Annotated in this window: 13 protein-coding genes and 2 pseudogenes; 9 read left to right on the top strand and 6 right to left on the bottom strand. The window is 61.1% G+C overall.

The window, feature by feature from the left end; all coding sequences use genetic code 11:
* Positions 1–24: 24 nt before the first annotated feature.
* The 6 genes from RIN13_RS04020 to RIN13_RS04045 all read left to right on the top strand — a co-directional run bounded on the left by RIN13_RS04020 (position 25) and on the right by RIN13_RS04045 (position 6,421).
* Complete coding sequence (locus RIN13_RS04020) at positions 25–1,407, top strand: glutamine synthetase family protein (protein WP_309106045.1); 1,383 nt, start codon at positions 25–27, stop codon at positions 1,405–1,407.
* Entirely contained in the window at positions 1,388–2,155 is a 768-nt protein-coding gene (locus tag RIN13_RS04025; protein ID WP_309106046.1) for a gamma-glutamyl-gamma-aminobutyrate hydrolase family protein, read from the top strand. The genes RIN13_RS04020 and RIN13_RS04025 overlap by 20 nt, the downstream gene beginning before the upstream one ends.
* A complete protein-coding gene (locus tag RIN13_RS04030) occupies positions 2,136–3,503 on the top strand; it encodes an aldehyde dehydrogenase family protein (RefSeq protein ID WP_309106047.1) in 1,368 nt (455 codons plus the stop codon). The genes RIN13_RS04025 and RIN13_RS04030 overlap by 20 nt, the downstream gene beginning before the upstream one ends.
* A gap of 28 nt (positions 3,504–3,531) precedes the next feature.
* A complete protein-coding gene (locus RIN13_RS04035; RefSeq protein WP_375164682.1) occupies positions 3,532–4,311 on the top strand; it encodes a 3-oxoacyl-ACP reductase in 780 nt (259 codons plus the stop codon).
* A 275-nt stretch (positions 4,312–4,586) separates the two neighbouring features.
* Positions 4,587–6,023, top strand: coding sequence for a sigma-70 family RNA polymerase sigma factor (locus RIN13_RS04040; RefSeq protein ID WP_309106048.1), 1,437 nt, complete (start codon positions 4,587–4,589; stop codon positions 6,021–6,023).
* Between the two features lie 158 nt (positions 6,024–6,181).
* On the top strand, positions 6,182–6,421 hold the full coding sequence (locus RIN13_RS04045) for a hypothetical protein (RefSeq protein WP_309106049.1): 240 nt from the start codon (positions 6,182–6,184) through the stop codon (positions 6,419–6,421).
* 700 nt (positions 6,422–7,121) lie between these two features.
* Here RIN13_RS04045 and RIN13_RS04050 read toward each other — a convergent pair.
* Entirely contained in the window at positions 7,122–7,358 is a 237-nt protein-coding gene (locus tag RIN13_RS04050; protein ID WP_309106050.1) for a hypothetical protein, read from the bottom strand.
* A gap of 289 nt (positions 7,359–7,647) precedes the next feature.
* Here RIN13_RS04050 and RIN13_RS04055 point away from each other — a divergent pair, with 289 nt between their 5' ends.
* Positions 7,648–8,229, top strand: coding sequence for a sigma-70 family RNA polymerase sigma factor (locus tag RIN13_RS04055; protein ID WP_309106051.1), 582 nt, complete (start codon positions 7,648–7,650; stop codon positions 8,227–8,229).
* A gap of 128 nt (positions 8,230–8,357) precedes the next feature.
* On the opposite strand, the pseudogene RIN13_RS04060 reads toward RIN13_RS04055, so the two are convergent.
* Positions 8,358–8,477: pseudogene (locus RIN13_RS04060) on the bottom strand (IS481 family transposase); the annotation flags it as partial.
* 112 nt (positions 8,478–8,589) lie between these two features.
* Entirely contained in the window at positions 8,590–9,321 is a 732-nt protein-coding gene (locus RIN13_RS04065; protein ID WP_309106052.1) for an alpha/beta hydrolase, read from the bottom strand.
* Between the two features lie 73 nt (positions 9,322–9,394).
* Here RIN13_RS04065 and RIN13_RS04070 point away from each other — a divergent pair, with 73 nt between their 5' ends.
* Complete coding sequence (locus RIN13_RS04070; RefSeq protein WP_309106053.1) at positions 9,395–10,093, top strand: YafY family protein; 699 nt, start codon at positions 9,395–9,397, stop codon at positions 10,091–10,093.
* 57 nt (positions 10,094–10,150) lie between these two features.
* Here RIN13_RS04070 and RIN13_RS04075 read toward each other — a convergent pair whose 3' ends face one another.
* Together RIN13_RS04075 and RIN13_RS04080 are read right to left on the bottom strand one after the other, a co-directional pair.
* Positions 10,151–10,483, bottom strand: a complete 333-nt coding sequence (locus RIN13_RS04075; RefSeq protein WP_309106054.1) for an Lsr2 family protein — start codon at positions 10,481–10,483, stop codon at positions 10,151–10,153.
* Positions 10,484–10,743: 260 nt separating this feature from the next.
* Positions 10,744–11,685 carry an NAD(P)-dependent oxidoreductase gene (locus tag RIN13_RS04080; protein ID WP_309106055.1) on the bottom strand — a complete coding sequence of 314 codons (942 nt, stop codon included), beginning with the start codon at positions 11,683–11,685 and terminating at the stop codon, positions 10,744–10,746.
* Positions 11,686–11,777: 92 nt separating this feature from the next.
* Between RIN13_RS04080 and RIN13_RS04085 the strand changes: the two genes are divergently transcribed.
* Positions 11,778–12,440 (top strand): ScbR family autoregulator-binding transcription factor, encoded by a 663-nt coding sequence (locus RIN13_RS04085; RefSeq protein ID WP_309106056.1) that lies wholly within the window; start codon positions 11,778–11,780, stop codon positions 12,438–12,440.
* Positions 12,441–12,456: 16 nt separating this feature from the next.
* Here RIN13_RS04085 and RIN13_RS20475 read toward each other — a convergent pair.
* A pseudogene (locus RIN13_RS20475) lies at positions 12,457–13,458 on the bottom strand (ScbA/BarX family gamma-butyrolactone biosynthesis protein); the annotation flags it as partial.
* Between the last annotated feature and the right edge of the window lie 8 nt (positions 13,459–13,466).

Genomic DNA, 13,466 nt, shown 5'->3' on the forward strand with positions numbered 1-13,466 from the left:
AGGAAGACAAGGTTACGGAAAAAAATGACACAGCAATCAAATGGAACCGCATCAAATGCCCCCTTGAGTGTCGACGCACTCAGGGAGATGGTGGCTGCCGGAACAATCGACACAGTGGTGGTTGCCATTACCGACTCCCTTGGCCGGCTGCAGGGAAAGCGATGCGGTGCCAGATCCTTCCTTGAAGACGTCCTGGGCCACGGAGCAGAGGGCTGCAATTACCTCCTGTCCGTAGACGTGGAGATGAACACGATTGACGGCTACAGCATGTCGTCATGGGAGAACGGGTATGGGGACATGGTGATGAGGCCCGATGTCTCCACCCTGCGCCTGGTTCCCTGGCTGGAGGGTACCGCCATGATCCAGTGCGACATCCTCTGGCTCGACGGGAGCCCAGTCGCGCAGTCTCCGCGGCAGATCCTGCGGGGACAGATCGATCGGCTGGAGAAGCTGGGTTACCGGGCGCACATTGGCACCGAACTCGAGTTCATCATGTTCGATGACAGTTACGCCGAAGCATGGGACAAGAAGTACGAAGCCCTTACCCCGTCCACGAGCTATAACGTGGATTACTCTCTGCTTGCCACCGCACGGCTGGAACCTGTGATCCGCAACATCCGGACGAACATGGAAAAAGCGGGACTCGTCGTCGAATCTTCCAAAGGGGAGTGCAACTACGGCCAGCAGGAAATCACCTTCCGCTACGCCGAGGCGCTGACCGCGTGCGACAACCATGCTTTCTACAAGAACGGCGCCAAGGAAATCGCCGATCAGCACGGTAAGAGCATCACGTTCATGGCGAAGTACAACGAACGCGAGGGCAGCTCCTGCCACATCCACTTCAGCCTGACGGACCTTGACGGAAACCCGGTACTGCCGGGGGATGGCGAGCATGGTTTCAGCCCTCTCATGGAGCACTTCATCGCGGGACAGCTCGCTGCGCTGCAGGAGCTGGCCTACTTCCAGGCGCCAAATATCAATTCCTACAAGCGCTTCGTTGAGGGCAGTTTTGCGCCTACTGCCATCGCGTGGGGCCTGGACAATCGCAGCTGCGCCCTGCGCGTGGTGGGTCGCGGCCGGGGGATGCGGGTCGAAAACCGGGTAGGCGGAGGAGACGTCAACCCGTACTTGGCTGCAGCATCGCTGATTGCCGCAGCGATACACGGCATTGAAAATGAACTCACGCTCGAACCGATCATGACCGGCAACGCCTACCTCTCCGATGCGGCCAGGATCCCCGGCAACCTCCGTGATTCCCGGGCATTGCTCGCCGGCAGCGAGATTGCGCGCAAGTCCTTCGGGGATGAGGTGGTGGACCACTACGTCCACGCCGCCGACGTCGAGTTGAAGGCCTTTGACAGTGCAGTGACGGACTGGGAGCGCAAGCGTGTCTTTGAGCGCCTCTGATTCTGGTTCGTACCGTCCGCGTATCGGGCTGACCACCTACTACCAGGAGGCCTCCTGGGGTGTCTGGACCTCAGAAGCTGCCATCCTGCCCGGAACGTATGTCCAGGCGGTCGCGGCGGCCGGAGGAACTCCGGTCCTGCTGCCGCCGGTAGGGACAGATCCTTCGATTGTTGAGCTGCTCGACGGGCTGATCATCTCAGGGGGATCCGACGTCGGCCCTGAACACTACGGGGCACAGTCTCACTCGCTGACTCGCTCCCAGGCCAACCGGGACCACCATGACATCGCGCTGACCAGCGCCGCATTGGAGTACCAGTTGCCGCTCTTCGCAATTTGCCGTGGGGCCCAGATCCTCAACGTTGCGTTGGGCGGAACCCTGATCCAGCACATTCCGGATGTGAATCCTGAGGCAGATTATCAACCGGCGCCCGGGGTATTCGGCAGCGTCGAATTCACCACCGTCACCGGGAGTATCAGCGAACGGCTTCTGGGCTCACGAGCAAGCGCTCCCTGCTATCACCATCAGGCCATCGATGAGGTGGCACACGGTCTTCGCGTCACCGCGGAGGCGTTGGACGGCACGGTAGAAGCAGTCGAAACGACATCCGGCGGCTGGGTTCTCGGCGTCCAGTTCCATCCTGAACAAAACGCGGATGACCTGCGGCTGTTCCGCGGGTTCATCGAGGAAGCACGCCGTTACAGAACACATCGAATGGAGGGTTCTGCTGATGTCCAGCAGTACGTATGAGGTACTAAATCCAGCCACCGAGGAAGTCATCCACACCTTGGAACTGGCGACCCTGGAGGAGACAGACACGGCCATACAAAAAGCCGCCCGGGCGTTTGAAAGCTGGCGTCACGTCGCACCCGCAGACAGGGCATTGCTGCTGCGCCGCTTTGCCGCCGCCGTCGACTCCGACCTGGAGAATCTGGCTCAGCTGGAAGTGCTCAACGCTGGCCACACCATCGGCAACGCCCGCTGGGAAGCGGGCAACGTCCGGGACGTTCTGTCCTACTACGCTGCCGCACCGGAGAGGCACCTCGGCCAGCAGATCCCCGTGGACGGGGGAATCAACGTCACTTTCAACGAACCTCTCGGCGTCGTGGGTGTCATCGTTCCTTGGAACTTTCCCATGCCCATCGCAGCGTGGGGTTTCGCCCCCGCGCTCGCCGCGGGCAACACCGTTGTCCTCAAACCGGCCGAGCTGACACCGATGACTGCAGTTCGGATTGGCGAGCTCGCCCGCGAGGCCGGCATCCCGGACGGCGTGCTGACCATCATCCCGGGCAAGGGCTCGGTGGTAGGGGAGCGGTTTGTCACGCATCCGGCAGTGCGGAAGGTGGTTTTCACTGGATCCACAGCAGTGGGCAAGCGCATTATGGCGGGCTGCGCAGACCAGGTGAAACCTGTCACGCTCGAACTGGGCGGCAAGAGTGCCAACATCATCTTTGCGGATGCGGATCTGCAAGAAGCGGCTGCCGCTGCACCCGGCGGGGCCTTCGACAACGCCGGCCAGGACTGCTGCGCCCGTTCCCGGATCCTGGTCCAGCGGAGCGTGTATGAAGAGTTCCTCGGACTCCTGCAGCCGATTGTTGAGGCCTTGAACGTGGGGGACCCGGGGGATGAGTCCTCGTTTATGGGTCCGCTGATTTCTGCCGCCCAGCACCGGACGGTTTCCGGGTACGTCCCGGAGGGGGCACCTGTCGCGTTCCGCGGTTCGGCTCCGGCCGGGAAGGGTTTCTGGTTTCCTCCCACGGTTCTCACTCCGTCCCCCGGCGACAGGGTTATGTACGAGGAGATCTTCGGCCCCGTCGTCGCCGTCGTACCGTTCGACGACGAAGCGGACGCCCTGCGGCTGGCGAACGATTCGATTTATGGGCTCTCGGGCTCTATCTGGACCCGGGACGTCGGGCGCGCCTTGCGGATGGCTCGCGGCCTGGAATCGGGGAATCTTTCCGTGAATTCGCACTCTTCGGTCAGATATTCAACCCCGTTCGGCGGGTTCAAACAGTCCGGCCTCGGACGCGAGCTCGGACCGGATGCATTGAACGCCTTCACCGAGACGAAGAACGTCTTTATTTCCACCCGGGCTTAACGCCCAAGCAAGAGCAAGGATGCCAGCAATGATCGAAGTAATCTCAAACCGTCTCAAGGACCGCAGCGCCGTCATCACCGGTGGGGCCAGCGGAATCGGCCTGGCCACAGCCCGCCGCCTCGCTTCTGAAGGTGCCAAGGTAGTCATCGCCGACGTCGACCCCACCGCCGGATTGCGCGCTGCGGAAGAGGTAAGCGGCCTTTTCGTCAAAGTGGACGTCACCAGCGAAGAGGACGTCAAGAACCTCTATGCCGTGACCAACGAAACCTACGGAAGTGTTGATATTGCCTTCAACAACGCCGGCATCTCCCCGCCGGATGACGCTTCCATCCTGGACACAGGCATCGACGCCTGGCGCAAGGTCCAGGAAGTGAACCTGACGTCGGTTTTCTACTGCTGCAAATACGCCCTGCCGTACATGCAGGCACAAGGCAAGGGGTCCATCATCAATACGGCCTCCTTCGTCGCGGTGCTGGGGGCAGCAACCTCGCAGATCTCCTACAGTGCCTCCAAAGGCGGAGTCCTGGCCATGAGCCGGGAACTCGGCGTCGAATTCGCCCGCCAGGGCATCCGGGTCAATGCCCTCTGCCCGGGACCTGTCAACACTCCGCTCCTGAAGGAGCTGTTCGCAAAGGACCCGGAAAAGGCGGCCAGGCGCCTGGTCCATATTCCCTTGGGCAGGTTCGCCGAACCCGAGGAACTTGCCGCCGCAGTGGCCTTCTTGGCCAGTGACGACTCATCCTTCATGACGGCCTCCACATTCCTGGTGGACGGCGGAATCTCGGGAGCGTACGTAACGCCGCAGTGATCCGGTTTCCGGTTCACCTCTGTGGCGGACCGGAGCATAGCCAAACGGGGGAGATGGCCCGGCGCTGGGAAGCGCCGGGCCATCTTTGGTGAGCAGGCCCCAATGGCACAGTTCCCGAGGCCTCCTCGGCTCCTTGGGCAACGTTTTAGGAACCCGAGCCGGCATCGGCGTCACGATTTCGTGAGGAGTGGGTTAAGTATGAGCCCGGAGTTGGGTGGCGGGGAGTTTCACGCGAAAACCGCGGGTCGAAAGAACTGATAGGCGGTGCCAGGACAATGCAGAAAGCAACGGACGTTGCGGACGAGGATCTCATCCGTTCCGGCCGCGAGGGCGACCGCACTGCCTTGGAGGTCCTCTACAACAGGCATCACGACGCCGGTCTAAAGTTCGCGCGGCGGCTAACGGGCAACAAGGCAGACGCCGAAGACGTCACCCAGGAAGCGTTCCTCAAAGTCGTCTCGGCCATGGAGCGCGGCAACGGGCCGGAAACTGCATTCAGGCCGTACTTTCTGAGGGCAGTGCGCACCGTCGCCGCTGACCACTGGGAGAACCAGGCCAAGGAGACACCCACGGAAAACGCCGGTGATACCCCGGTGGAGGACGCCTCGCTGGCCTCCCTGTTTCAGCGGGATGACCCCGAATTGGTCATGAAAGCATTCCAGTCACTCCCATTGCGGTGGATGACTGTCCTCTGGCATGCGGAAGTGGAACGGGAACCACCCCGCAAGATCGCCCCAGTCCTCGGCATGGAACCCGGGGCTGTTTCGGCACTGCTCTTACGGGCAAGGAAAGGGCTTCGTGAGGCCTATCTCAGCGCCTATGCGGAGGCCCCTCTGCGCTCAGACTGCGAGCCGACTTTTCCCTACCTTGCCGCGACGGTGCTGGGGACCAGCTCTGCTCGTGATCGGAGGAAGGTGCACGAACACATCCGCGACTGTGAAGACTGCGCCAAGGTCCTGGCTCAGCTGACCGACGTCGGAGCGACAATGAGGGGCATCGTTGCCCCCTTTGTGCTCCTCGGCCCTGCCCTGGGCGGCGCCCGCTTCTCTCTGCAAGACCATTTCCCTCCGCGTTGGACAGCAACGGCGGCTGCCGCGGGCGTGGTGACTCTGGCGGTCGGAGCTGTGGCCGCCGTCGCTGTAGCGGGTGGTTTTTTCAGCAGCGGACCGAGCGCTGCGCCGCCCCCGCATGAAACTGAGTTGAGCCGAGCAGTTCCTGCAAGTCCGGAGCTGCCTCCCGCAATCACCAACACGGCGCCGCCCCCCACCTCCGGGCCCTTGCCTGCGGAGGACCCTGGCTCACCGGGCTCGGATTACCCGGCAGGGTCCCTCTTCGCTGAACCTGACACCGGCGCCTTTCATGGAATGGCACCTGTGGGGCCTTGGCCGCCAGTTCCTGCCGCTGGCCCGCGTAGTGCCGGGGGAGGTGTTCCGGCCAGGCCGACGGCGTCTCCCATCTCGACTCCGACACCGGCGCCCACCGCTGTTGCCTCCCCATCGGTGACAGCGACGCCAACCCCTAGGCCACCACGGACTTCGACTCCGACCCCCACCCCAACTCCGACCCCCACCCCGACTCCGACTCCAACTCCGACCCCCACCCCGACTCCGACTCCGACTCCGACCCCCACCCCGACTCCGACCGTTACGCCTACTGACCCCCCGCGTGAACCAAACTGCCCCATCATTTTTGATTTGTGTTTCATCATTTAGGAGCCGTCGCCATCAAGGCCAGGCTCCATGAGTTACACGGCAACCGGAGGAGGGTCCTGACGTCAGGGCGATACCGGCGCTTCCGCAGAAGGACCAGCGCTTCAAACCGGTAGTATTGGGAATTAATCAGCATACGTATTAATTTGAGGAGACTAGGCATGCCTGGCGAATCAGGAGGGCGGCTCACCTTGTCTGTGGGCCGTCGGGAGTTCGAAGAACTCGCGGGTGCATGGGCTTCTTATCTCCAAGCAACCGAGAGCCTCGAAGCGGTCGACCCGGTCCTGGCGATGCAACGGACAGGGGCTGTTCTCCGCGCCCTGGAGCAGCTGATGAGCACGCTGGAGCCAGGAACCAGGTTGGGCGGATCCAATGGCGAGGACGCCCCGCAACGGACATAAATCTAAAGCCCTGCGTCATCCGGTGACTTTTCCATGTTCTTTATGACCAAACGTCTCCCGATTGATCTGCGGGTGGTTGCGTTAGGGCATTCCCTGTTCCGAGTTGCTCGGGACCCCAATCCTGCGGAGCCCGAATGTCCAGAATCGATCCTTTCCCATCAGCGCCGTCCGTGACGGAGAGGGCTGGGGTTTGCCATAGGCAGGCAGCGGGTACTTACGTGATCGGGGCATTTGCCACCATTCCGGAAGATTGGCGCCGGGCCCTCTGGTATTCCGATATGCAGGGCTTGACTCCGGCCGAGGCCGGACCACTACTGCAGATAAGTCCGGAGCTGTTTTCAGCCGTCCTTAAAGATGCGCGCGCAGCCCTTCGGGTGGCCTTTGCCAGTGTGCCTCTGCGTGCGCCAGGCGCGGGCATTGTCCCCGAGAATGGAAAGGCTCAGCCCGGGCTGACCGTATGAGGGTCAGGCCTGGCCTGATCTGGGCCAGGGGCAGGCGGTATCCGATCACGTCTCAAGGTTTGCGGATACCGCCAGCCCCTTGCGGAAGCATTTTGTGCTGCTCCGCCTCGGTGCAGTGCAATCTGCAGTAAGGGGGACTTACTGCAGTACAAGGGCTACGGAGCCCACTCCCTGCACAGCTGTATAACCTCGATGCCGGCTTTTCGTGACGGCGCTGGTTCGTCATGAGGCCAGTGGACTTATGAAGGACCCTGATTTGTGGATCTGGCGGAAGCAATTACATCACCGACGGCGTGGAGGAGAGTTCCTGTCCGGTGCAGGGCCTCAACGGGATCAATGGGTCCATTTAGCGGGTCTGTGATGGAACAGTATTCGGACCATTCGTGCGTCAGCTTTCCAAATTGCCGGGCACCCACCGTTGCTGTCACCGTGGCTGCCTCCTGAACGTTCTTCAGCTGGAGGTGTTCTTCACTCATGCCCTGATTGACTCCCGGGGAAGCGAATCGTGACGCGACGGAAATGTTGGATCGATTGAGAATCGACGTCCGGGCGGATATTGACCCGCCTAAAACGACCACTATGCGGAATCTGTCTGCCCAGCATGTGGATGAATGACTAGATCACGTCATGAATTTCCACTCGTCAGTTCTAACTGCTTGGTAGGTGGCGTCCGGCCTGTGCCGATGAACGAACGGAACAAACAGGTTGGCTTTACAGGGGACTTCAGGCGAACCGCCGCTTGGAACAGTTGGGATGGGGGATCCCGTGCTGCTAACGGCACTGAGGGCTGGGAGCACGGAAGCGGCAGATGTGTTGTATCGGCGGCATGCCGCAGCTGCACTGTCATTTGCCCGGGGACTGGTTCGGACCGAGCATGACGCGAAGGATCTTGTGCAGGAGGCCTTCGCCAAAACCATCAGTGCAGTGGCCAACGGAAACGGTCCGCTTGAGAATTTCCCGGGCTACCTCTTTACGGCAATCAAGAGCTGTGCCGCTGAGTGGTGGAGTAAGAATTCGAGGGAAGTGCCGGTGGAAGCCGGCGTGCTGGATGCAACGCACGGCCCTACCCACGACGACCGGCTGCACCGGGTTTTCGACCATGATGGCAATGAGCGGGTCCTGGCTGCTTTGCAGTCCTTGCCTGCGCGATGGCAGAGCGCACTCTGGTATGCCGATGTCCTGCAGGAGCCGCCTCGGCGGATTGGACCTGCCCTGGGCATAAAACCCAACGCGGTGTCCGCCTTAGTAAGACGGGCGCGCGCCGGACTACGGGATGCCTACGCTAACATGCTGTTCGAAGAGAGCCAAGGGGTAGTAAATCCACCACTAGAGGACCAGCTGTACTGACCGGATACGATGATCAATCGTGGAAGGGGGGCTGGCTGCCGCATGCGGTGGGGGTCGGTGGAAGCGCTCGATCTTGCCGTTCGTCTGTGGGCGATACGGGCGGGTGCGCTTGTGCTTGAATTCACACTGTGTTTGTTGCGCGGCTTGCCGGGTGTCTTGGCGCGGTTCTTCTCGCCTTGTCGGCGGCCGACGTAGCGCCAGCCTCCGCCGTCGGGGATCACATCTACATGAATCACGGAGCCGGGATGCCTTTAGCCGGTGGAGCGGTGTGAGAGCAGCGTTTGCGTGGGTCATGAATTCCCTCAGAAACGGAAAGGGGCCAGCCGGAATTCGGCTGACCCCTTAGGTTGTGCGTGCAGTTCAGTTGGTTCGGGAAGCCTCGGACTGAATGGCCTTGGCGAGGTCGCGGGGACTGCTCCACATAGGCCAATGGCCCGTCGGGAGGTCAATGACGTCGAGGTGTTCAAGGTTCGCGACTTCGGTGAACATGGGATGACCGGTTTGGGCCAGCTCCAGCACCTGCGCACTAGGGATTGAGCAACAAACCAGGGTCGTCCGGACCTTGCGGCGGGCGTCGTTGGTGAGCTCAATGGGCTGACGAAGCACGGGGCCGGGCTCAGGGACGGCTCGGGCCCTAAACTGCTCGAGCACCTCTGCGCTCAGTCCTTCGAGGCTCGCCTGCTGTGCGAGGACGTCGAAGGGCGGCAGCGGAAGCTCCTCCAACTCCTCCGGGAGGTCTGGGGCGAAGACACTTCCCGTCGCTACAGGGCCGGAGTCGACCCACACTACCCGGTGGACAAGCTCAGGGTATCGGTCCATGACGAGGCTGACGGGAGCGTTGGCCCCACTGTGGGCGACGAGAATTGCAGGCTGTTTACCGTGTTGAGTAATGACGCCCAGGATTGCCTCAGCCTGGGCGTCGAGGGTTTTAGTCGCACGCTCAGGATCGTGCGCGTCGAGACCGGGCAGTGTCATCGCGATGGCACGAGAGTGGTCGGTTTTCAGGTGTTCAAGAACTTCATCCCACGCCCAAGCGCCCAGCCAGTGGCCGGCGATGAGAATGATGGTCGGACTGCTCATAGCGGTTGTCATGTCACAACTCTCGCAGGCCCTATGGACATTGGTATGTCACTATTTATGTCATGAATTTGTCTGGGTCTGAGCAGTGAAGCGAGCAGAACGGCTCCATGCTCTATCAGAGATGTTGCGCCGCAGCGGCGCGCGGGGGGTCTCCGCCGAACGGTTGGCGAGAGAGTTCGAGGTGTCCGTGCGCACAATCAAGAGAGACCTCGATGCGCTGGAGAACAGCGGTGCGCCTCTATGGTCGCGCCCAGGTCCGGGCGGTGGCTACGGATTGGCTATCGGCGCGTCCCTGCCACCTGTCAGCCTGTCCTCAGGGCAGGCAGTGGCGCTCATGGCAGCCGTGTCCGCTGCACCCGATGCCCCCTACGCCGATCTGGCAGCAGCAGGTATTCAGAAGATTCTGGACGTCCTCGATCCCAAAACCCGCGCACGAGCCGACAAGCTGGCCCACCGCGTCTGGGTCAATGCGCTTCCCTCGTCCTCGCGCGCAATCAAGTCGGCACTGGAGGAGGCGATGGCCGAGCAGCGAGTAGTCCGTATTCGCTACACATCGAGAGACGAGACTACGACCACCCGCGACGTCGAGCCCGTGCTGTTCGCCTCCACGAACGGCCAGTGGTACCTGATTGGATGGTGCCGAATGCGCGACGCAATGCGATGGTTTACCGTGTCGCGCATCGAGCAGGCCACCGTAACTAAGGCGGCCTGCAGCGGCCACACCATCCACGAGGTCGGAGAACCCCCAGCGAACGCCAGACCCGTACACGGTCGTGGTGAGTGAGCCACTCAATCAACGTATCCGGTCAGTACAACAAGACAGGGGTTTTGCCTGTTAAGGTCAGGCAGTGGCTAGTTCGTGGGCGTCCAGGATCTCAGCGGGTAGCCTTCCCCTGCTGTTGGCTGCATAGCCATTTCGTTCAGCCCATTCACGAATGCTGGACGCGTTGGACGGAACTCGTCGGGCTTGGCGGACGGCGTTTTCTCGGCGATTCCTGCCAGTTACCTTCCGCCCAGCTGTCATGTAGGGCGTAAGCAGCTCCCTCAATGCAGCGGCATTCATGGCCGATAGATCGATTTCGTAGTGAGCCCCATCAATCATGAAAGACACGGTTCTGTCGGCCGTGGTTCCGTCCAGATCATCGACGAATTCGGTCACTATCTTTGTTGCCATAAAGTCATTCCTTTATTCAGAGTCTGTGCTGGCAGGTGCGGCCGGTTGCGGGCTGCTTCACAACCGGCCGCAGGAATCCAGCGCTTACACCGCCAGAATCCCCCTCCGCCGGCGTACTGCAGATCCTCGGCGGATTCATGCATGCGGGCAGCTGATATGCCTGTGCCCGAACACTCCTTAAGACCGTGAAAACGGCTAATCGTGACGCAGGACGCCGTCGAGCCATCTAACAGGCAGTGGGCTTAGTCCGAAAGGCTCTGTCAGTAGCGCTTGGTGAAACGGCGGTACCAGAGGGCCGCTTCCGCAGAAATCGTGAAGGCTGGGGGGTTCAGGCCGGTGAGGGCCCACAACCGGTCCGACTCATACCAATGGTCTTGCGAGAGCAGTGCGGCCTGGTGGCTGGTGAATCCGCTTTGGAGAAGGAGGATAAGGGAGCGTTCAAAATCCGTCGAGGCTGACCCCAGTGGCCCGGTGATCTTGTCCTGGATCTCAAGCAGTAGCCGTTCCACACTCACCGGTTCTGGTTCCGCGGCGTGGAATGGCCCCGAAATCCCGGCGCCTAAGCCCGGACCTACCAGAGCTGAGATCAGCTGGCCCAGATGCCCTACGTCGATCACGGACAGTTTTGAGCTGCCGTCACCAACTGGTCCACCCACGACGGCAGCCATGCGAATCAGGGCCGGGATAAACCATTTGTCTCCCTGGCCGTAGATCAGCCCAGTGCGAATTACGCTGCCTCCGGCATTCAGGACCAGACGTTCAGCTGACGCCCGTGAGCGGCTTGCAGCGGATTCGGGTGCATAGGGGAGAGAAGTGCCCTCTCCTCTGTGTGGGCCTGTTCCGTAAACAGACGTGGTGCTGATCTGTATGAACCGCGAGACACTGTTTCGGGCGGCGGCATCGAGAAGATTGCCGGTGCCGTCCGAGTTGACCTCAGTTGCCGTTAAGGCGTCTGCGCCGGTGTACGTGGCAGCGTTAACAATTGTGTCGGCTCCAGCGATGGCACTGTTAAGGCTGTCGACGTCGGTAATGTCCCCGACGTATATGCTGGCCTTACGGCTCTCCGGGAGGACTGTCGTCGGACGTGCCAAGATGCGAAGGTCGTTTTCGCCGCGAGCGGTGATGGCTTCAAGGATGCTGCGGCCGATGAATCCGGATGCGCCTGTGAGCAGAACTATCGGCTTCCGCGAACCTTTTTTCATGATTCGCTCTGCCAGGCGGGGAGAGTTCTTGGTCTTGTGCGGGACGAGGCCCGGAGTTTGGTGGCACATCCAGTCAACGAGGAATTGTATATATGCCTGTGCAGGAACGTGCGAGGGTGACGAGGGGCTCCATAGTGGCCGGGGCCGCTGCAGTGTTCGAAGAAGCAGGCTATGGCAGTGCGAGCCTGAGTACTGTAGCCGAACGGGCAGGTGTGACGAAGGGTGCCCTGTACTTTCACTTCAGTTCCAAGGAAGACCTGGCCCTTGCTGTCATCGAGGCACAGCATGCCCTTGTTACTAAAGAAGCCCGACGTACGGCGTCGTATGGACGCGATGCTTTGTCTACTATGGTCATGATCTGTGGAAGTTTCGCCAGACAGCTGGTCAGGGAACCAGTAGTCCGTGCAGGTGTGCGATTGACCCTCGAAGCGTCCGCTTTCGGGCAGCAGGTCACTAAGCCTTATCATGACTGGATCCGCACCATGGAGAGCTTGACCCGGCAGGGCCAGGCAAAAGGTGAAATCAAAGATGCAGTGGACGCTGCTGCTTTCGCCCGGTACCTTGTGGCGTCATTCACTGGAGTGCAGATGCTGTCCACGATTCTCACGGAACGCGCGGATGTGCTGGAGCGGATTGAGGACATGTGGTCGATCCTGCTCCCCTCACTGGTGCCAGACTCGAAACGGGATGAGTTCCTGACGCTGGTCCGTCTGAGTGTCGCGGACACAGAGTTCCATCCGAACCCTCAGGCATGAGCTCAAACTCGCACGTCAGCACCACGCGCACATCCGCGTCGACCCTGATTTCGGCGGTGGCTTTAGTGCGGTTGTGATAGCTCTTGCTGGGCAAAATAGAAACGTCAGCTTTGTCGTTGAGCTCAACGATTTTCAGGAACGCGGCGTCGAAGCTCACAAAATCCAGGTGAGGCTCCCTCGTGTGAGCCCGGAGCGCCTGGCGGATGGCTTCCAGCAGGAGAGCCCCGGGGACGTGGTCCAGGGGATGGTCAAACATGATGGGATTCGTCTTGTCGACGTGCAGCGGCCACGTCCCATCGCGGGAGCTTTCGCCGATAACCACGTGGCCGGGGTGGCGCTGACCCACCTGCTCCGGCGGCAGTGCGATGGTAGGCCTGGGCGGATCTCCGGCTTCGGATCGGAGCCGCATGCGGGCATATGCGGAGGGGTCGACCACGCGGGCACCCGCTGTCCCTGTCGCGATGCAATCGCCGTTCACATAAAACCGTGCCTTGACATGTAATTTCGCGGGTCCCCGGGGAGTCCGTTGCAGGACATCCACGTCAAGACTGATATGAACGTTTGTCGGTGTGCTGGGATCGCGAGAGTGCCCGTCGAGGGCTTGAACGGCCATCTCCGGTAAGAGGAAGACCTGACCGAGGGGCACGCCCTCCATCGAATGAGCTATGAGGATCGTAGCCTGCCGAAGCGATTCCACAATCAACGCCGAGTCGTAGACCCGAGGAATCGGATGGTAAAAGGTGTGCATTCGTGGCCATTGAGCGCCTGCAATGTAGCGGCCGTCGCCCACTCTGCGGATATCAGTCATAAATACCTCGGAAAGTCCCCACCGGTGCACCAACTCCCGTGGAACGGTGCTGCTGAACGTGACACCTGCATCGCAAGCAGGCGCACCGCTGCCGGGCCTCCCACGACCAAAATGCATGGTCCCCCTTCCACAACGAGCTGGTGGCAAAAGCATACCGGTCGTATGGCTTATTCCGTTCCAGGCTAGTACTGTGGCCAATGCGCAGCGCATTTTTGGGG

This window comes from Arthrobacter sp., from assembly GCF_031179985.1.
GTDB lineage: Bacteria > Actinomycetota > Actinomycetes > Actinomycetales > Micrococcaceae > Arthrobacter.